Annotated in this window: 13 protein-coding genes and 2 pseudogenes; 6 read left to right on the top strand and 9 right to left on the bottom strand. The window is 43.1% G+C overall.

From position 1 onward, the window contains the following. Positions 1–204: 204 nt before the first annotated feature. The 3 genes from HMPREF3279_RS00085 to HMPREF3279_RS00075 all read right to left on the bottom strand — a co-directional run bounded on the left by HMPREF3279_RS00085 (position 205) and on the right by HMPREF3279_RS00075 (position 3,585). Positions 205–1,278, bottom strand: a complete 1,074-nt coding sequence (locus tag HMPREF3279_RS00085) for a T6SS immunity protein Tli4 family protein (RefSeq protein WP_070867687.1) — start codon at positions 1,276–1,278, stop codon at positions 205–207. Between the two features lie 205 nt (positions 1,279–1,483). Next, on the bottom strand, positions 1,484–2,545 hold the full coding sequence (locus tag HMPREF3279_RS00080; RefSeq protein WP_070867686.1) for a T6SS immunity protein Tli4 family protein: 1,062 nt from the start codon (positions 2,543–2,545) through the stop codon (positions 1,484–1,486). A 245-nt stretch (positions 2,546–2,790) separates the two neighbouring features. Then, positions 2,791–3,585, bottom strand: coding sequence for a formate/nitrite transporter family protein (locus HMPREF3279_RS00075; protein ID WP_070867685.1), 795 nt, complete (start codon positions 3,583–3,585; stop codon positions 2,791–2,793). Between the two features lie 823 nt (positions 3,586–4,408). Here HMPREF3279_RS00075 and HMPREF3279_RS00070 point away from each other — a divergent pair. After that, positions 4,409–5,011, top strand: a pseudogene (locus HMPREF3279_RS00070) (transposase); the annotation flags it as partial. 54 nt (positions 5,012–5,065) lie between these two features. Here HMPREF3279_RS00070 and HMPREF3279_RS00065 read toward each other — a convergent pair. Beyond that, complete coding sequence (locus HMPREF3279_RS00065; protein ID WP_049369855.1) at positions 5,066–6,409, bottom strand: FAD-dependent oxidoreductase; 1,344 nt, start codon at positions 6,407–6,409, stop codon at positions 5,066–5,068. Between the two features lie 128 nt (positions 6,410–6,537). Here HMPREF3279_RS00065 and HMPREF3279_RS10185 point away from each other — a divergent pair. Next, positions 6,538–6,822, top strand: a pseudogene (locus HMPREF3279_RS10185) (transposase); the annotation flags it as partial. A gap of 307 nt (positions 6,823–7,129) precedes the next feature. Continuing rightward, positions 7,130–8,893, top strand: coding sequence for a monovalent cation:proton antiporter-2 (CPA2) family protein (locus tag HMPREF3279_RS00055; protein ID WP_070867683.1), 1,764 nt, complete (start codon positions 7,130–7,132; stop codon positions 8,891–8,893). Positions 8,894–9,570: 677 nt separating this feature from the next. On the opposite strand, the gene HMPREF3279_RS00045 is transcribed toward HMPREF3279_RS00055, so the two are convergent. Both HMPREF3279_RS00045 and HMPREF3279_RS00040 read right to left on the bottom strand, forming a co-directional pair. Continuing rightward, on the bottom strand, positions 9,571–10,161 hold the full coding sequence (locus tag HMPREF3279_RS00045; protein WP_070867681.1) for a hypothetical protein: 591 nt from the start codon (positions 10,159–10,161) through the stop codon (positions 9,571–9,573). A gap of 298 nt (positions 10,162–10,459) precedes the next feature. Beyond that, on the bottom strand, positions 10,460–10,927 hold the full coding sequence (locus HMPREF3279_RS00040) for a single-stranded DNA-binding protein (RefSeq protein WP_070867680.1): 468 nt from the start codon (positions 10,925–10,927) through the stop codon (positions 10,460–10,462). Positions 10,928–11,089: 162 nt separating this feature from the next. Between HMPREF3279_RS00040 and uvrA the strand changes: the two genes are divergently transcribed. After that, positions 11,090–13,921 carry an excinuclease ABC subunit UvrA gene (uvrA, locus tag HMPREF3279_RS00035; protein ID WP_070867679.1) on the top strand — a complete coding sequence of 944 codons (2,832 nt, stop codon included), beginning with the start codon at positions 11,090–11,092 and terminating at the stop codon, positions 13,919–13,921. A 55-nt stretch (positions 13,922–13,976) separates the two neighbouring features. On the opposite strand, the gene HMPREF3279_RS00030 is transcribed toward uvrA, so the two are convergent. The 3 genes from HMPREF3279_RS00030 to rarD all read right to left on the bottom strand — a co-directional run bounded on the left by HMPREF3279_RS00030 (position 13,977) and on the right by rarD (position 17,692). Continuing rightward, positions 13,977–15,503, bottom strand: coding sequence for a DHA2 family efflux MFS transporter permease subunit (locus HMPREF3279_RS00030; protein WP_070867678.1), 1,527 nt, complete (start codon positions 15,501–15,503; stop codon positions 13,977–13,979). A gap of 8 nt (positions 15,504–15,511) precedes the next feature. Further along, positions 15,512–16,681 (bottom strand): EmrA/EmrK family multidrug efflux transporter periplasmic adaptor subunit, encoded by a 1,170-nt coding sequence (locus HMPREF3279_RS00025; RefSeq protein ID WP_070867677.1) that lies wholly within the window; start codon positions 16,679–16,681, stop codon positions 15,512–15,514. Between the two features lie 135 nt (positions 16,682–16,816). Continuing rightward, positions 16,817–17,692 (bottom strand): EamA family transporter RarD, encoded by an 876-nt coding sequence (rarD, locus tag HMPREF3279_RS00020; protein WP_083327130.1) that lies wholly within the window; start codon positions 17,690–17,692, stop codon positions 16,817–16,819. 131 nt (positions 17,693–17,823) lie between these two features. Here rarD and HMPREF3279_RS00015 point away from each other — a divergent pair, with 131 nt between their 5' ends. After that, complete coding sequence (locus tag HMPREF3279_RS00015) at positions 17,824–18,282, top strand: Lrp/AsnC family transcriptional regulator (protein ID WP_070867675.1); 459 nt, start codon at positions 17,824–17,826, stop codon at positions 18,280–18,282. Between the two features lie 203 nt (positions 18,283–18,485). Further along, the coding region (locus tag HMPREF3279_RS00010) for an ESPR-type extended signal peptide-containing protein (RefSeq protein ID WP_218970378.1) at positions 18,486–20,865 on the top strand (2,380 nt) is incomplete at its 3' end.

Raw genomic sequence — 20,865 nt, 5'->3', positions numbered from 1 at the left:
TTTTCAATTGGACCTCTACAATTATTTCCAAGGCAAGCCACATTAGATTTTTTTAATTTAATACTAATAATCAAAATCTCAATGCGCTAAGTTTTGAAGGCTTTTGATTTAAAAGTGCGGTCAAATTTTGAAGTATTTTTGCAAATGCTCTTCAAAACTTGACCGCTTGTTTTTTACTTTAATTTAGCAGTGGTAATCCATTGTTTAAAGTCGTTTTTTCAATGTAGGTAATATTGCATCCCAAGCGGTTAAAGCTTCTTGCTCACTGAGTGGTGAACCTTTGGTATTTTTCTTATTGGTACCAAAAGTCATCTTAAATCTCACACTGCCATCATCTTTTTCCCAGATAAATAGATATCGATTTCCCTGCCACTTAACCAGTTTTTCACTGCCGGCCATGCCATTTATATTGCGCTTTCCTTTGCGGATGGTGCTGTATTTCGCCCACGAGAAGAGTTTATCCAAAGCACTATCTTTAGTGAAAAGATCTCGTTCTAATAGTGGTTTATCACCTTCCTCTAAAGATCCACCCGTCGTTAGCTCGGCATAAACGTCTTTATAGTCTTTGATTTTGATGCCCGCACTGCCAAAAAACGGCTCAGTTCCCTTATCGGCAATAAATCCTTCTGTTAAACAAACACCTTGTTGCTGTGGCATTTCAGTATCTTTACGATCTCTCAATTTGTCGAAAAAATCATTCCGTATATGCCCAATAGCTTCGTCAACTTTGCTTTTTTCCAGCTGTTTCAGGTTTGGGGGAGCTTTGCCGTTGACAGGCATAATGCGTACAAAAGCTCTAATGGAATAGGCATCGTTCTTGCCTAACTTAAAACTAAAATCAACATTATAAAGCATTCCATTTACCTGAGTTAATAAAGGGCTATCCCATGAAGCAGAAGCCTGTGTCACCGTAACTATCGCTTTGTTGGGAATAATAGTGCGGTACTCTATAAAACTCTCGTTTCCATTATATCCTTTTTCTTTAACCTCTAATGCGGATTCTACTTTCAGATTCCAATAATCTGGTCGCACTCTTATCTGCCAACCATTGTATTTAAGCCAACCAGTCCCACTTATACGGTTAGATGGTAAGTTAATTTGGTAGTGCCCACTGCAAAATGGCTGCTCAGTCCAATACGTTGCCGCATTTTGAGCATAATTGCTTGCTGTATTTTCTGCTGTTGAGTGGGTTTGGGGATGTTGACTGCAAGAAGACAACATAACACTAGTCAAAATAGTGCTATAAAACATCAGTCTAGAAATTTTCATCTTCGGCATGTGATTTCTTCCTTATTGTAAAGACAATGTTTCTAGATACACATCGGCCAACAAGAACAACATCCTGTTAATACTATTGCTATAGCACCATATAATAAGCCAATCTTAAATACATTTTTTCTACGATATTTACGGTTCATTTTTGTCTCTTTCTTAAGCTTTAAAGTTAATAAATTTAGTAAGTTTCTATTCATTAAAAATCTGATCAAATTCGTTTTTTCAATGTTGGCAATATTGCATCCCAAGCCGTTAAAGCCTCCTTTTCACTTAATGGGGAACCAGCAGAATTGTTATTACTGGTTCTGAAAGTCATCTTAAATCTCACACTGCCATCATCTTTTTCCCAGATAAATAGATATCGATTTCCCTGCCACTTAACCAGTTTTTCACTGCCGGCCATGCCATTTATATTGCGCTTTCCTTTGCGGATGGTGCTGTATTTCGCCCACGAGAAGAGTTTATCCAAAGCACTATCTTTAGTGAAAAGATCTCGTTCTAATAGTGGTTTATCACCTTCCTCTAAAGATCCACCCGTCGTTAGCTCGGCATAAACGTCTTTATAGTCTTTGATTTTGATGCCCGCTCTGCCCCAAAATGGCTCGGATCCCTTATCAGCAATAAACCCCTCTGTCAGGCAGACACCCTGTTGCTGCGGAATATCGCTCTCACTACGATCCCTCATCTTATTGAAAAAATCATCCTGTAAATACCTAATAGCTTCATCAACTTTACTTTTTTCAAGCTGTTTAAGGTTTGGTGGCTCTTTACCGTTGACAGGCATAATACGAACAAAAGCTCTAACCGTATAGGCATCGTTCTTACTTAATTTGAACCTATAATCGACATAATAGAGCATACCTTTTAGGTGCTTTGACACCGAGTGTTCCCAAGAACCAGGAGCCTGTGTCACCATAGCTATCGCTTTATTAGGAACGATTGTACGGTTTTCTATAAAGATATCACTTCCATTATGACCTAGCTCCTGGATCTTTGATGCCAACTCTACTGATTTATTCCAATAGTCTGGTCGTACGGTTATCTGCCAACCATTGTATTTAATCCAACTTGTGCCACCTTTACGATTGGCTGGTAAGTTAATTTGGTAACGCCCGCTGCAAAATGGCTGCTCAGTCCAATACGTAGCAGTATTACTCGCTGAATTTTCTACTGTTGAGTAGGATTGGGCATGTTGACTGCAAGAAGACAGCATAACACTAGTCAAAATAGTGCTATAAAACATCAGTCTAGAAATTTTCATCTTCGGCATGTGATTTCTTCCTTACTGTAAATTTGAGAATGCTAAATAATATGGCAGTTTTGCTAACGTTTTTCTTTCCATATTGCTCTTAGTCGATAAGTTTACATGCTTTAAGTGTAAAGTGCAACTCTTCACTATTCAAAATAGTGTTGAGTTAATTAAGAGAGGATTCAATACATTTTAGGGAGAATAAAAGGCCTTTTGACATTTCAAAAGACCTTTTTCACGCCAAAGTGCGGGCAGATTTTCGTTTACTAAATACAATAATCTTCTTTTAATAAGTGACGATAGGCATAAAGATAAGATGCACCGACAAATGCTGCACCACCCGTGACATTGCCTAAAAAGACAGGAATCATATTGAAGAAGAATTGGCTCCAAGTCACATTAGCACCGGCAAAAATCCCGGCAGGAATAATAAACATATTAGCGACAAAGTGTTGTAATCCGATAAGCACAAAAATCATCACGGGGAACCATATGGCTAGGATACGACCGGAGGTTTGTTTGGCGCCAAAATAGAACCAAATACCCATGCAGACCATCCAGTTACAGGCAATAGCTGAAACAAAGGCACGACCAAAATCCATTTGCACTTTAGCCTCGGCAATCGCGATGGTTTTAGCGGCAGCAGCACCTTCTGATAAACCGGCATAATGCCCTAAGAAATAGGCCATAAACAGCGCACCGAGCAGGTTGCCCAAACTCACTACAATCCAGTTACGAAATAATTTTTTAAGGCTTACTCTTTTTGTTAAACGGCCTAATGCCATCATCATCATATTTCCCGTGGCTAATTCACCACCACCGATTAATATACAAATCAAACAAATAGGAAACACAGCCGCACCAAGTAATGTTGATAGCCCACTCCACTCTGGAGGAATACCGCTCACTACTTTTAAATAGGCCATATAACCAAAACTCACATAGCCGCCACCTAAAAAACTTAAAATAGCCAGTGTTTTTAAGTGCCCTTCCGACTTAGCATAACTTTTATCAATAACATCTTGTAAGATTTCATGGGGATAAAGATCGCGATGCTGCATAATTGTACCTCTAGTGAAAATAAGACGGTAAAAATGTAGCAAACCACATAGCAAAATCGAAAGAATTGTTAAATATATGTACTGATTTTTAGTTATAACGAAATTGAATAATAATCTGAACCTAAAATTAGGTGTCTAGGTTCTTTTTTTGAGGGGCAAAGTGCGGTCAAAATTTAATGAATTTTTGCAAGAAATTATAAAAATTTGACTGCTTGTATGTATAGAAAAAGCGTTGTTCTAGCGATATAGAACAACGCTTTTGTTTTTAAATTATATGTAACTTAAAAGGGTTGTTTCTATATAAGGAAAGAATGAAAAATAAAACTCTAATTATTTCAACTTGTTGCAATCAAATATTGATAACTTCCTTAAAAATACGTAAAAATAACCCCGATAACAGAGTAATTATATCATTATATTTTACAATATTAACGTAAAATTTTTACACATTGCTTTCAAGAGCCAACCATTTATGTTCTCTGTTTTACTTTTTGAAAATAAAAACAGAGGACTTCTATACTTTGGTGTAAATAATTCTCTTGAATAAATTTCTGTTCTATAGCTATGCTCTATTTTTGAGTTTCAAATGTAGTATGGAGTTATCAAAATTGACAACTCCATAAATAATATTCTTATTCTTTGTTTAATCTAACAAGAAAATGCTTAAATTGTTCTTCGTCGTTATTCAACTTTCCGAAAAATAACTCATCAATTTGCTCAATTAACGGAACAGCTGTTTGTAATATTTTTTCTCCTTTTGAGACCTTTGCAAAATCCCCTCAAAATCCCCTAAATTCCCACCAAGACATTTAGGGGATTTTTCATGAGCACCTTCTTCCAACAAACCGTCCAAGCCATGATTGCCAAACACATCGACCGCTTCCCGCTATTGAAGTTGGATCAAGTGATTGATTGGCAGCCGATCGAACAGTACCTGAATCGTCAAAGAACCCGTTACCTTAGAGACCACCGCGGCCGTCCAGCCTATCCCCTGCTGTCCATGTTCAAAGCCGTCCTGCTCGGACAATGGCACAGCCTCTCCGATCCCGAACTCGAACACAGCCTCATTACCCGCATCGACTTCAACCTGTTTTGCCGTTTCGACGAACTGAGCATCCCCGATTACAGCACCTTATGCCGCTACCGCAACTGGCGGCGCAAGACGACGCCCTGTCCGAATTGCTGCAACTGATTAACCGCCAACTGACTGAAAAAGACCTAAAAGTAGAGAAAGCATCCGCCGCCGTCATTGACGCCACCATTATTCAAACCGCCGGCGGCAAACAGCGTCAGGCCATAGAAGTCGATGACGAAGGACAAGTCAGCGGTCAAACCACACCGAGTAAAGACAAAGATGCCCGTTGGACAAAGAAAAACGGTTTATACAGACTCGGTTACGAAACAACATACCCGCATCGATTCTGAAATCGCTTTCAGATGGCATTTCCGTATCAAGTGCGGTCGTTTTACAACCAGTTTTTTAGCAGCCCGCGAACAAATCGTTCAGCCCTTCGGCGATGGTCGGGTGGGTGAAGATTTGGTTTTTGACATAGCGGGCAGGGACGCGGAAATCGATTGCCATTTTAAACAGGTTGATGATTTCGTGCGCTTCGGCGCAGAACAGGGTTACGCCGAGGATTTCGCCGCTGTGCGCGTCCACCACGGCTTTGAGCAGGCCGTCGGTTTGGTTGAGGATTTTGGCTTTCGGAATCGCGTCGGCTTTCAGTTTCAACACTTTCACCTCGCGCCCCGATTGCTGCGCGGCGGTTTCGGTTAAGCCGATATGGGCGAGCGGCGGCTCGGTAAAGGTGGCGGTCGGGAACGGGGTGCGGTCGGCGCGGTTGCGTTTGCCGTCGCCGAAAAGCTGTTCGCGCACGATGCGATAGTCGTCGAGCGAGATGTAGGTGAACATCGGGCTGCCCGCCACGTCGCCCATCGCCCAGATGTGGTTTTTGCCTTGCACGCGCAGATGGTCGTCAACGAGGATGAAGCCGCTCGGGTCGGTTTCGATGCCCGCGTTTGCCAAGCCCAATCCTTGCGTGTTCGGCACGCGGCCTACGCCCACCAGCACCGCGTCGGCGGTAAATTCGCCTTGCGAGGTGATGACGCTGGTGTCCGCCGTATTGTCGCGGAACGCTTCAATTTTCACGCCTTGCAACACCTTGATGCCTTTGCTGTTTAATACGCGCAGCATTTCTTCGGCGATGTCGCGATCTTCACGCGGCAGGAAGCGGTCGCCGCCATCGAGAATGGTGATTTCGCTGCCGAAAGCGTGGAACATAAAGGCAAATTCCAAGCCGATGTAGCCGCCGCCGATGATGACGAGGCGGCGCGGGCGTTCGTTCAGCGCGAGTACACCGGTGCTGTCCAGTACGCGCGGGCTGTCTTCGCCCGCTACGCCCAGGCGGCGCGGGGTGGCACCGGTGTTGATGAAAATGCGTTCGGCGGTAAGGGTTTGCTCGCCGCCGTCTGGGTCAGTCAGTTTGACCGTGCGATCATCGAGAAACTCGGCGCGCGCGTTGAGCACGGTTACGCCGTCCAGATTGTCCAGTTTGGCGAAATTGGCGGCGCGCAATTTCGGAATCAGGGTGTTTTTCGCGTTCATCGCCGCCGCAAACACCGCCGCTTTGTCGGCGTTATGCCCGCGCTGCTCGCTCTCGACAATCAGTTTTTTGCTGGGAATACAGCCGATGTTGATGCAAGTGCCGCCGTACATCTGCGCCGACTGTTCCACCAGCACGACCTGTTGCCCGTGTTTCGCCAAATCCGCCGCCAGCGTTTTGCCCGCTTTGCCAAAGCCGATAATAAGATTTTGTGTGTGCATAATTTGTCTCCGTGAAATGATGGATTGCGCACCAATTATAGACCTTATCGATTTGTTTTTACATAAGACCTTTGCAAAATTCCCCCAAAATCCCCTAAATTCCCACTAAGACATTTAGGGGATTTTTTATGACTACCTTCTTCCAGCAAACCGCCCAAGCCGTGATTGCCAAACACATCAACCGCTTCCCTCTATTGAAGTTGGATCAGGTGATTGATTGGCAACCGATCGAACAGTACCTGAACCGTCAAAGAACCCGTTATCTCCGAGACCACCGCGACTGTCCCGCCTATCCCCTGTTGTCCATGTTCAAAGCCGTCCTGCTCGGACAATGGCACAGACTCTCCGATCCCGAACTCGAACACAGCCTCACACTGCAAATGCTTGATCCCGAAATCGCCATTGAGTTTGACAGCGACCCCAAACAGGCACGCGCCAGCCGCCAAGACGCGCTCAAAGATGCCGCCACACGTAAAATCTAGATAGCTGGCGCACATATGCCCTTCCCCGGCATCGGACACGTCCGTGCCGAAAGCAACGGCAGCTATACTTGGGTGCCGGTGGAATATACCCCGATCGAAATCGACGGCAAAGTGCAATAATTTAACAAAAACCGACCGCACTTTTCTTAGAGGAAGCCGTCAAATGACGACTTTTTTGTGTTACGGCGATTTTCCTTTATAATACAAAAATTTTTATGAATTAACAAAGGCAGGAATTATGGCGGTAGAAGCAGCTAACGGCGATTTATTGCACGTGGTGGAGTTATTGGGGGCGGCGGTAGTTGCCGTGCCGTTATTTAAACGTTTAGGTCTAGGCTCGATTCTGGGTTATTTGGCTGCGGGGCTGGTTATCGGACCCTTCGGATTAAAGCTCGTTACCGATTCCCACGCTATTTTGCATATTGCGGAATTCGGCGTGGTGATGTTTCTGTTTTTGATCGGGCTGGAAATGAAGCCGTCGCATTTATGGAAATTGCGTAATCAGATTTTCGGCTTGGGTACCCTGCAGGTGACTTTTTCCAGTCTGTTCCTTACCCAAATCGGGCTGGCTTACGGTTTTTCTTTAGTGATGTCGTTTATTTCGGCGGTAGGTTTTACACTCACCTCCACCGCAATGGTCATGCAGATTATGGACGAACGTCATGAAATCAGCACACCGCAAGGTCAGCGCATTGTCTCCATTTTGCTGTTTGAAGATTTGCTGATTGTGCCCATGCTGGCGATTGTAGCATTTCTAGCACCCGATAATCCCAATGCCGTTGCCGATGCCGTACCGATATGGCAGAAAATCGGTGTTGCCGCGCTTTCTTTGGCAGCGTTGATTGCTACAGGTATTTGGCTGCTCAATCCGCTGTTTAAAATTCTGGCAAAATCCAAAGCACGCGAGGTGATGACTGCCGCCGCGCTGCTGGTGGTACTCGGTGCGGCTTATTTAATGGAGCTGGGCGGTCTGTCTATGGCGATGGGTGCGTTTCTGGCGGGAGTGCTGCTGTCGGAATCCGACTTCCGTCATCAGCTTGAAGCGGATATCGAACCGTTCCGAGGCCTTTTGCTCGGGCTGTTTTTCTTAGCTGTCGGGATGTCGCTGGATGTGGCAACGGTGCTCAATAACTGGAAGGTAATTCTTTCCGCCACTGTACTGATGATTATCTTGAAATGCCTTGCCATTTATGGAGTGGCGCGTTTTGCCAAAGCAAGCCATCACACCGCGATACACCGCGCCGTACTGATGTCGCAGGGCGGTGAATTCGCCTTCGTATTACTCGCCTCCGCTGCCGTACAACGGGCGATTAATGCGGAAGTGCTAGCGAATATGACGGCAATCGTGGTGCTCTCCATGGTTATGACACCCTTTAGCGTTATGCTGTTCGACCGCTATTTCAAAGAACCCCGCGCAGCTGCGGCAGTGGACGATGTGGAAGAACATGCGGGCGAACTCAACGGCAACGTGCTGATTATCGGATTCGGGCGCATGGGGCAGGTGGTCAGCCAAATGCCGCTAGCCTACGGTGCCACTATTTCCATTCTGGACAACGATCCCGACACCATCAACGTCGCACGCGAATACGGTTTCAAAGTCTATTACGGCGAAGCCACCCGCGCCGACGTGCTGCATGCCTGCGGCGTAGAACACACCGACATCGTAGCGGTATGCGTGGACAACGGAGAAAGTGCGGTCAGAATTGTGGAAAATATTCATCATATCAACCCGAACGCCAAGGTGTTCGTGCGCGCCTGGGACAGACGCAATGCGCTGGCCCTAGTGAAAGCGGAAGCGGATTTCGTAGTGCGCGAAACCTTCTATTCTTCCATGAAAATGGGCGATGAAATCGTCAAGGCATTGGGTGCTAGCGTGCAGGAATTACGTGCCGTACACGACAAAGTACGCGACGCCGACAAAGAACGCTTCGCTTTGGAAATTGCCGGCAAGGAATTTGAAGGGCGCAGATTACTGTTGGGGAATATAAAGAAAAATTCGTAAAATAGAGCGCACTTTTGTAGCTACAAGCGATGGAATTTAAGCGAAAAATTGCAAAACACCGCACTTTTTACGCCCGTCCGGAACGCAGGCGGTGTTGGCGGATGTTTTTCAGCAGGCGGAACAGTTCCGCCCACGCGGAGCGTTTCGGCTGCGGGGTGTTGCCTGTGCCGATGAGCTTCATTTGATAAGCATACCAGCCCAGTTCGAGGAAGACGCCATAAGCCTCCAGCGCCAGTATCTGAACTAAACGCAGCTACTGATTTAAGCTCGCCTCCATAGCCTAGTTCCCAGCCTTTCCAGTCTTTTTCAGTAGCATTTGTCATATTAAAGTTAATAGCTTTGGATGTATGATTATAGACTTCAATCGGCAAGCTACTCGTATCTAAATGACTGCTACACGCAGTCAGAAATGAAGATAAGCCTACAAATAATAATGCGATTATTTTTTTTCATAGTTTACCTTTTATATTTATAAAAATAATTAGAGTGAACTCTATCTATTATACATTTGGTGTACCAGCAAGTCATCATGTGATTACTGAATTCTTATTCAGTGATAGTGATCTATTTCTCTAATTTCGCTTTAAAGCTTACCACTGCGTTTTTTTCTTCTAAAGTGCGGTCGGTGGTGGAACAATGTCGTCCAAGTTAGAAACGGTATAAGGAAACATCGTTTGTTACATTTTTCTATAAATCAAAATCCGCGTAAATTCAGTCGGGTAGTCCAATCTGAATGTCGTACCGGGTGAATGGTAGAGACGAAACTCAACGGTAACGTTAGGGTATTTATCGATAGAAAATTCATAGGATGTGAAAAAATATGTGGTTTCATCAAAAACTGTTTTCAATGTTTCTGATTTTTCTTCACTTTTTTTAAGATTCAGATGAAAGTATTTTGTCAATTCATCTTTGTCAAATAGGATATTTATTGAACCTTTGCTTTGATCCCAATAGAGATTAAGTTTCGTATTCTGTTTTAACTCTTTAGGTACAACCAAATGAACCTTTGATTTTTCCAAAGTGTAGCTTGTATAACCGTTTTTCATGTTTGTATGAGTAAGAACCTTGATATTCCTACGTTTATATTGCAATGAATCAGGATCAACAGATTGTTTTTTCTCCATAATTTCAGATGCAATATCAATCATTTCTGCTAAATAGGCTTTTTCCAATTGGATTTCTGTTTGTGTCATGGAAAATATATTTTGCGAATAGAACAATAAAAAAATAACAGATAATTTCGAAAGAATTTGTTTAAAATTTTCCATATATTCTTACTCCTGAAGATGTTCAAAGGAAATAAAGCAAAGATACATCGTGTTCTTTTTTCTGATTCGAGTGATGTTACTCATCTAAGAAATGTTCTCCTTGATATCTATACTATTTTCCAGTATTCAAATAAAGATATATTAGATTTGGATGCGGTGCAATAAATTGAATATTTATTTCGTTTTAGCGTTTGAGCGAGATAAGGCGCAGGAATAATTGATGTCAAAATGATAGATAAAAAAGAGGCCTTTCAATGAAAGGTCTCTCTTCGTATTGATAATCTTGTATTAATACAATTTAGAATGGAATGTTATCATCAAATGCGTCCATTGGTGGCTCAGCTTGTGGCGCTGGCGCAGATTGTGCTGGACGAGATTGATAGCTTGGTTGTGGTGCTGATTGTGCAGGTGTATAACCGCCCATCTCTTGAGAGCGACCACCTAACATTTGTAAGTTATCACCTTGGATTTCAGTGGTGTAACGATCTTGGCCGTTGTTATCTTGCCATTTACGGGTTTTTAAACGACCTTCAACATAAACTTGTGAACCTTTGCGTAAGTATTGCCCCGCAATTTCTGCTAAACGACGATATAACACGATACGGTGCCATTCGGTGACTTCACGACGTTCACCTGTGTTTTTATCTGTCCAGCTTTCACTTGTTGCCACGCTGATATTTGCTACCGCTTCGCCATTTGGCATCGTGCGGATTTCAGGATCATTACCTAAATTACCCACGATGATTACTTTATTAATACCTGCCATAGAATCCTCTATATTTTAGAAATAAGATGAAAAATTTTGGCTATTTTGCCTTAAAAGAAACAAAAGATCCATAAAAATTAACTGGATATTTGCACAGATATTGAAATATGCGATAATGGTCGCAATTTTTGAATTTATTTTCTTAAGGCAATCGCTTTTTTTATGGATACTATCGACATTCGTGGGGCTAGAACCCACAACCTCAAAAACATCAATTTAACCATTCCGCGCGATAAATTAATTGTGATAACAGGCTTGTCTGGTTCGGGCAAATCTTCTTTAGCATTTGATACGCTTTATGCGGAAGGGCAGCGTCGTTATGTGGAATCGCTCTCTGCTTATGCGCGTCAATTCCTTTCTTTGATGGAAAAACCGGATGTGGATTCGATTGAGGGCTTGTCGCCGGCGATTTCTATTGAGCAAAAATCCACTTCTCATAATCCGCGTTCAACCGTGGGCACGATCACCGAAATTTACGATTATCTGCGTTTGCTGTTTGCTCGCGTAGGGGAGCCGCGTTGTCCAGATCATGATGTGCCATTAACGGCACAAACCATCAGTCAAATGGTGGATAAAGTTTTAAGTCTGCCAGAAGAAAGCAAAATGATGTTGCTTGCGCCTGTGGTGAAAAACCGTAAAGGTGAGCATGTTAAGTTGTTAGATAGTTTAGCGGCACAAGGTTATATTCGTGCAAGAATTGATGGTGAAATCTGTGATTTATCCGATCCACCAGAACTTGCTTTACAGAAAAAACATACCATTGAAGTTGTGGTGGATCGCTTTAAAGTGCGGTCAGATTTAGCCACACGTTTGGCGGAATCCTTTGAAACGGCTTTGGAGCTTTCTGGTGGTACAGCAGTTGTGGCGGATATGGATAATCCTAAGGCTGAAGAATTGGTTTTCTCGGCAAACTTTGCTTGTCCACATTGTGGCTATTCCGTACCAGAATTAGAGCCTCGCTTGTTCTCATTTAATAACCCAGCAGGGGCGTGTCCGACTTGTGATGGCTTAGGTGTTCAGCAGTTCTTTGATGAAAGCCGTGTGGTGCAAAATGAAAGCATTTCCCTCGCAGGCGGTGCGGTGAAAGGTTGGGATCGTCGTAATTTCTATTACTATCAAATGCTTACCTCGTTAGCGAAACATTATAAATTTGATATTGAAGCGCCATACGAAGATTTGCCTCAAAAAATTAAAGATATTGTGATGCACGGTTCAGGCAAGGAAGAAATTGAATTCCAATATATGAACGACCGTGGCGATGTAGTGATCCGCAAGCATCCTTTTGAAGGGATATTGAATAACATGGCACGCCGTTACAAAGAAACGGAATCCATGTCTGTACGCGAAGAATTGGCAAAAAATATCAGCAACCGCCCTTGTGCAGATTGTGGTGGTTCACGTCTTCGCCCTGAAGCTCGCAACGTGTATATCGGCAGCATTAACTTGCCGCAAATTTCAGAGAAAAGCATTGGTGAAAGCCTTGAGTTTTTCCAAGGGCTTACCTTAACCGGTCAAAAAGCACAAATTGCGGAAAAAATCCTGAAAGAGATCAGAGAGCGATTAGAATTCTTAGTGAATGTGGGCTTGAATTATCTTTCCCTTTCTCGTTCTGCCGAGACCCTTTCGGGCGGTGAAGCACAACGTATTCGTCTTGCAAGTCAGATTGGTGCGGGATTAGTGGGTGTCATGTATGTGTTGGATGAGCCTTCTATCGGTTTGCATCAACGCGATAATGAACGCTTACTAAATACACTGATTCACTTGCGTAATTTGGGTAACACCGTGATCGTGGTGGAACATGATGAAGATGCCATTCGAGAAGCCGATCATATTATTGATATTGGCCCTGGAGCTGGTGTACATGGTGGCCAAGTGATCGCTCAGGGGACAGCCAAAGAAATTATGGCGAACCCAAATTCTATTACGGGTAAGTTCTTATCGGGTGAAGAAAAAATCGAAATTCCGAAAAAACGAACCGCACTTGATAAAAGCAAACTTCTAAAATTAAAAGGGGCAACAGGGAATAATCTGAAAGGTGTGAATTTAGAGATCCCAGTGGGCTTATTTACTTGTATTACGGGGGTATCAGGTTCAGGTAAATCAACGCTAATTAATGATACGTTATTCCCATTGGCTCAAAACGCCTTAAATCGTGCGGAAAAAACGGATTTTGCGCCTTATAAATCCATTGAAGGCTTGGAATATTTCGACAAAGTGATCGATATTAACCAAAGTCCGATCGGTCGTACACCGCGTTCTAACCCTGCGACTTACACCGGTTTATTCACGCCAATACGTGAATTATTTGCGGGCGTGCCAGAAGCGCGTGCACGTGGTTATAACCCGGGACGTTTTAGTTTTAACGTGCGTGGTGGTCGTTGTGAAGCGTGCCAAGGTGATGGCGTGCTGAAAGTTGAAATGCATTTCTTGCCGGATGTGTATGTACCTTGTGATCAATGTAAAGGTAAACGCTATAACCGTGAAACCTTAGAGATCCGATACAAAGGCAAAACTATTCACCAAGTGTTAGATATGACGGTGGAGGAAGCTCGCGAGTTTTTTGATGCGATCCCAATGATTGCGCGTAAATTGCAAACCCTAATGGATGTAGGCTTGTCTTATATTCGTTTAGGTCAGTCTTCTACCACGCTTTCAGGTGGTGAGGCACAACGCGTTAAGTTAGCGACAGAGCTTTCAAAACGCGATACGGGTAAAACCCTTTATATTTTGGATGAACCGACAACCGGCTTGCATTTTGCTGATATTAAACAACTTCTCGAAGTGTTACACCGCTTGCGCGATCAAGGCAATACTATCGTGGTGATCGAACACAACTTAGATGTGATCAAAACCGCAGACTGGATTGTGGATCTTGGCCCTGAAGGGGGCAGTGGCGGTGGTCAAATCATCGCGACAGGCACACCGGAAGAGGTCGCTAAAGTCAAAGGTTCGCACACCGCGAGATTCCTAAAAGACATCTTAACAAAAGGCTAGAAAAACCAACCGCACTTTTGAACATTATCAAAGTGCGGTTATTTTTTGAGGTTTTTTAATGGCGATTTCCAAAAGGCGGTTTGGCGAACCAGACGATTATGAATAATGCTAGGAAAGTAATTGCCGATAGCCAGAAAATCTCATTCGCGCCAATAATAAAACCCTGAGCAGTGATTTGTCTGGCAAGATATGATGCTGTTTGTTGTTCGTTTAAACCAAAACTTGCCATCGTCTGGAAGAACTGTTGGGAAATTGGATTATATGGAGTAATCGCTTCCGTGAGTTGAGTATGATGCACAGCTTCACGGTTATACCACATAAAGGTTGTGAGGGATGTTCCTACTGAACCAGCAAGGGTTCGAAGGAAATTAAATAAACTCGATGCCGAAGCCATTTTTTCGGGTGGTAAACCTGAGAGCGTAATTGTGGTCAGCGGCATAAAGAAGCAAGCAACCGCTAAACCTTGCACAAATTGTGGCAAGGCAACATCGGCAAAGGTCATTTCCGGCTCAAAGGTCACGGCTCGCCAATAAAAGGTCAGGGCATAAACCATAAAGCTGATTGTGACTAAAATTCGCATATCAATTTTATACCCTAATTTACCGATGATTGGCGAAAGTAAAATCGGGAATAATCCCACTGGGGCGGCTGCGAGCCCTGCCCAAGTCGCGGTGTAGCCATAAACTTGTTGGAGTAGAAGTGGGATAAGTACAACCGATCCCAAATACACTAAAAAAGCGAGACTAGTTGAAAGGCAGCCTACGCTAAAGTTGCGTGATTTAAAAAGTGAAATATCTACAACGGGATTGTCATCCGTCAGTTCCCAAATAGTGAGCGCGATCAAACACACAACCGCAATCACGGTGAGAACAATAATCTCCGTTGAATTAAACCAATCTTGCTCTCTTCCTTGGTCCAGCATTAATTGTAAACAGCCTACGCCGAGAACCAGTAAAACAAGCCCAACAGTATCAATAGGTTGATGAGATATTTGGCTTTCTCGATCGCCTAAAATCTTCCAACTCATTAAGACGACGGCCAATCCAATGGGAACATTGATGAAAAAGATCCAACCCCAATGAATGTTATCGCTGATCCAGCCTCCTAGAATTGGCCCGAAGATAGGGGCAACCACCACGGTCATTGACCAAAATGCCAGTGCCATGCCACGTTTTTTAGGCGGATAGTTATTGAGTAATAAACTTTGCGAAAGAGGAATGATTGGACCGGCAACTGCACCTTGGATGACGCGGCAAATAATCAACATTTCCAAACTGTGTGAAATGCCACAAAGCCAAGAGGCAAGGACGAAAAGTAAGGTTGAGATTAAAAATAACCGCACTTCACCGAAACGTTTTGCCAGCCAACCGGTGATAGGAATTGAGATCGCATTGGCCACACCGAACGAAGTGATGACCCATGTGCCTTGGCTGAATGAAGCCCCTAAATCACCTGCAATAGTAGGAATGGCAACGTTAGCGATGGTGGAATCAAGCACCTGCATAAACGTCGCAAGCGAGAGCGCTAACGTGAGAATAACCAGTGCACCGCCTTGTACCGGCGTAAAATGAGATTGCGACATTGTGAAACCTAATAGCTATTGTCGCGAATAATGGATTCGATCAAATTATTGACCGCACTTTCATCATATTGCAGCACATTCGTGGAATAAAGCGTTGTAGCTGGCGCTTGGTTACGCAAGGTTTCACCTTGGCTATCACTCACATTCACTTTCACAGTCGCAGAAAGACCGATACGTAGTGGATTTTCAGCTAGCTGTTGCGGATCTAATTGAATACGCACAGGCACACGTTGCACCACTTTGATCCAGTTACCGGTCGCATTTTGAGCGGGCAATAATGAGAATGCGCTGCCCGTACCCATTTCAATTCCGACGACTTTTCCATTAAAGGTTTTATCTTTGCCGTAAAGGTCGAAATGAATTTCAACTGGCTGACCAATTCGCATATGGGTTAATTGTGTTTCTTTGAAGTTGGCATCTAACCACATTTGATCGGTAGTCACCACTGCCATTAATGCCCCGCCAACAGAAACCGCTTGCCCTACTTGCGCATTACGACGAGCCACATAGCCTTTAATTGGGCTACGGATTTTCGTACGTTCTAAATTTAACCAAGCTTGTTTTAAATTACTGACCGCACTTTGAATTTGGGGCTGTTCACTTAAAGGACCATCTAGCAATAAGGCTTGATTTGCCTCAAGTTGGTTTTGTGAGGTCATTAAGTTTGCTTTGGCGAGTTCAACCGCTTCTTTGGCGTGTTGGAAAGATTCTTTATCAATCGCCCCATCTTTCACCAATTGAACGCGACGATTCAAGTTTCCTTGAGCTTGAGCAAGGGTAATTTCATTCGCACGAACGGCGGATTTCAATTGTTTTACGGTGTAATTCAGTTGTGAAACTTGGCGAACGGCATTGGCTAAATTACTTTTAGCTTGCTCAAAACTTAATTTGGCATTGGTATCATCCAGCTCTAATAACACGTCACCGGCTTGTACGGGATCCATATTATCGACATTAATTTTCGAAATATTTCCCGCTACTTGTGATGAGACCATCACCTGATTGCCACTCACATAGGCATCTTCGGTTTCTTCAAAGCCTTTAATAAAGAAAAACCAATAAGCTGCAGAACCGATTGCAATCAGAAGAAGCAAAAGAATAAAAATGGAAAGCCCTTTTTTGCGTTGTTGAGATTTGTTATTTGAGGAAGTTTGAGTATCTGTTTGTTGATCGGTCATAATGCGAGCCTTATGAAAAAATGCTGAAGTAAAAAAGGCTTCAGTCTATAAAATATGAATGTTCGTTCATTATGAACGTGAATTAGAATTATTTCAAGAATGACCGCACTTGTTGAGATAAAAGTGCGGTCAATTTTAATGGCGTTTTTTCATTAAGCCATTTATGCCAAGTAAAATCAAACTGGTCCAAATCGGCACATAAGTGAAGTAATCGGAAGGGGAAACTTGTGTGTTGAGCCAAAATATCGCAATTAAAAAGAGCAAAGTAGGTTCGAGATAACTGAGCACGGCGAATACACTGACCGGAATTTGTTGACTTGATTTTAAATTGGCAGACAAACCGATTGCACTCACTAAACCTAATGCAGGCAATAAATACCAATATCGGCTTTCACTGATTACAAAAGAAAATTGCTGTTCTTGTATGAGCAAATAAATGAGGCAAGGAATGGCAATGAAGCACACATCAAGTGTGATCCCTTGCAATGCGGGGATCTTCATGGCTTTACGGCTTAAATAATAATAGGGATAAACTAGGCACACCCAGAGGCTGCTCCATGAAAAGGTTTGATTGTGCCAAAGCTCATGTGCCACACCGCAGGCGGCGATACATAAAGCGATGATTTGAATGGTGGAAAGGGTTTCTTTCAGCCAAATGCGTCCCAGTAATGCCATCACTAATGGGAATAAAAAATACCCCATAGCGATGTTTACTCCTTCGCCATTAACGGGGGCCCACATAAATAACCAAAATTGACTGCCGGCATCAAGTGTACCGAGCAAAAACAACATCCAACGTTTTTTGTCTTTACCTAAGGTTTCATTGACTAATTTTGATAATGAACGACAACCTACGGTTGGGAAGATAATCAAAAAGAGTCCAAATACCATCATGACCATTCGCCAAGCAAACACATCCGTGCCGTTAAGCGGCTGTAGCCATAAGCTGAATAGATATAGCAATCCAAATAAAAATTGCGAGATGATGCCGAGAAAAATACCTTGAGCCATTTTTATATTTCCTTAGGTTTGATAACGTCATTATAAAAGTCTGGTGTGGTAAATTTTCTCAATATAAAATGATTGGTGATTATTTTTCTCAATTTTAAGCGTTATTTTGCATTTATTTTCAAGGGGCAAACATGGAATTAGATAAATTAGATCGGGATATTTTAAATATCCTCCAACAAGATGTGACTTTGCCGTTAAAAGAGCTCGCTGAAAAAGTGCATAGCTCGGTGGCAACCTGTCAGCGTCGAATTCAATTACTGACAGAAAAAGGGGTTATTACCAAACAAGTGGCGGTGGTATCGCCAAAGGCAGTGGGCAGAGGCATTAGTGTTTTTGTGATGGTGGAAATGGACAACCAACATTCCCGCTTTCAAGAGTTATTTGAACGAAAAATGCGACAAGAAACCGATGTGGTGAGCTGTTATGAAATTTCTGGCGATTATGATTTTATGCTGCTTATTCACGCTGAAAGCATGGAAAGTTACCATTCGTTTACCCGTCGCGTTCTAACCGGTGAATATCATGTTCGTACTTATAAAAGTTTATTTGTTATGAATTTTACCAAAGCGGAGAGTGGGATTTTGTTATAGTTTTTGAGTACAAAAGCAAAATTAATATGTGTTTGTTTTTTCTAGGGTAATTAATTTACATACTTTTACACAAATGATCTCGAAAATTCCTAGATTTTATTAAGCCTGTGTTAGATAATGGGGATTGGTCTCTGCTTGGGCATTTTGAGGCCGGCTCATAGTTTTATAATAGTTAAATTTATGCAAAGGAGTTTCATTTTTTTATGAATAAGATTTTTAAAGTGATTTGGAATCGTACTACACAATCGTTGGTAGTAACGTCCGAATTAGCAAAAGGGCAAGTGAAATCATCTTCTGATGTTTCAGTGCCGACAGTTGTAGGTCGAGTCAGTAAATTATTTAAATTAAGTGCTATTGCATTGGCAACATTAGGTGTTGCGGGACAGGCTAGTGCAATCACTTCTACCATGACACAATTCAGTGGTAATGCAAGTAATTATTTAGTTGCAGCTGGTGGTGGTACTGCGACTGGTACTGGTGCTATTGCTATTGGACATACATCTAAGGCAAATAACGGTGGAACGGCTATTGGACGTTTTTCTGAAGGAACTGGTTCAAATAGCTCTGCCTACGGTATTGCTGCAAAAGCGACAGGTACTAAATCAGTTGCAGTTGGTTCAGATGCAAAAGCAATTTCAGATTATGCGATCGCTATGGGAGCTGGTGCTCAAGGTGCTAATGTTAGTGCTACAGCTGTCGGACATAATGCTACTGCAACAGGTAATGCTGCAACTGCTTTAGGTGCTAATGCAAATGCTTCTAATCAAAGTGCAATCGCGATTTCTGCAGGTCCTAATACCACAACTGCAAGTGGAGTTGGTTCTATAGCAATTGGTACGAATGTAACTTCGAGTGGAACTGGAAATATTGCAACCGGTGCGAATGCAAATGCAACTGGAGATGGTGCTATTGCAACTGGTTTAGGTTCAGTAGCAAATGGAAATAATGCATTAGCAGTTGGAACAAATGCAAATGCAACAGGTGCGAATGATGTTGCGTTAGGTGCGGGTTCAGAAACCGGAAGTCGTAATGCATTAACTTCAATTACAATTAATGGAACTGAAGTTGGTAATAATGGTAAATCAAGCGGAACCGCTGTTTTAGCAGTAGGTAACAGCACTGAGGCTAGACAGGTTCAATATGTTTCAGCTGGTCTAATTAGCGCTGATTCTACTGACGCGATTAACGGTTCACAGCTTTACAACGTGATCACAGTCGTAAATTCAACAGCAAGTACAGCAACAGCCGCAAAAACGGCTGCAGATAATGCACAAGCTACTGCAGGTAATGCTCAGTCTACAGCAACAGCGGCAAAAAGTGTTGCAGATCTCAGTCAGACTATTGCAACAACTGCAAGCATTACTGCAACAACGGCAAAGACTACAGCAAACAATGCATTGGAGTTAGCTAATCAAGCCGCTAATATTTATTTCCATGTAAATGATGGAACAGAGGATATAGATAGACTTCCTTCAGAGGAGAGTTTAAGAACTAATGGCGGCTCAGTTCGTTCGTCTGCTGGTGCACAAGGTATATTTTCTATTACAGCAGGTATGCGAGCAACAACCACCGAAACAGCATATAATGCAATTGCTATGGGTAACGGTGCTTCAGCAGCATCTGAAGATGCAGTGGTAGTGGGTTCTAATAGTGCAGCTCGCACGGGTACGGTAAATGCAACCATATTAGGTGCTAATTCTGTGGCAGAAGCAAATTCAGTGAATGCAACCGTAGTGGGACAATTCTCTGCAGCGGGTAAAGATTCTGTGAATGCGACCGTTGTGGGTTCAAGAAGCTATGTTCGTCCAAATACAAATGATGGTACAGCATTAGGTCATTACGCTGGTGTGGATAACAGCACAACAAATGGTACATCGGTTGGTGCTCGCACTTGGGTTGGTGAAAATGTGAATAATGGCACCGCGTTAGGTGTGTATAACCTTGTTGGTAATAATACCCAAAATACCATTGCTGTAGGTGTTGCAAATAACGTAAAAGATGGCGTTAAAAATAACACGATTATTGGACACGGTAATACTATTGCATCAAACGGTACAACTGTATTGGGTAATAACTTAACTATCGCTGCGGGTTTAGATGAAGCGGTAGTATTAGGTAATCATTCAACTACAACTGGCTCTCATGCTATTGCAAATGTAACTGAAGCAACTGTAGGAAATTTAACCTATAGTGGTTTCAAAGGAACCGTTGCAGGTGCAGGTAGTTTCGTAAGCGTCGGTGCGGTAGGTGATGAGCGTAAATTGATCAATGTAGCAGCAGGTAATATTTCTGCAACTTCAACAGAAGCGATCAATGGTTCACAACTTTATGCAGTAACTTCACAGCTAGATCAGACAAATGAAACAGCTAAGACAGCCGCTTCAAGTGCAAGTAGTGCAGTGTCTTTAGCTTCTACAGCAGCTTCAGCGGCAACATCAGCGGCGGAAGTGGTTACCAGCAACTTAAGTAAAATTGAAAGTGCAGCCTCAGCAGCTGTAAGTGCTGCTTCATCTGCAAATAGCTCAGCGACTGCGGCAAGCTCATCAGCGTCAGCAGCAGATTCTTCTGCGACTGCAGCAAGCT

The organism is Haemophilus sp. HMSC71H05, assembly GCF_001838635.1.
Lineage (GTDB): Bacteria > Pseudomonadota > Gammaproteobacteria > Enterobacterales > Pasteurellaceae > Haemophilus_D > Haemophilus_D parainfluenzae_R.
The sequence above is the reverse complement of the archived record's forward strand: the minus strand, read 5'-3'. Positions and strand labels throughout refer to the sequence as shown.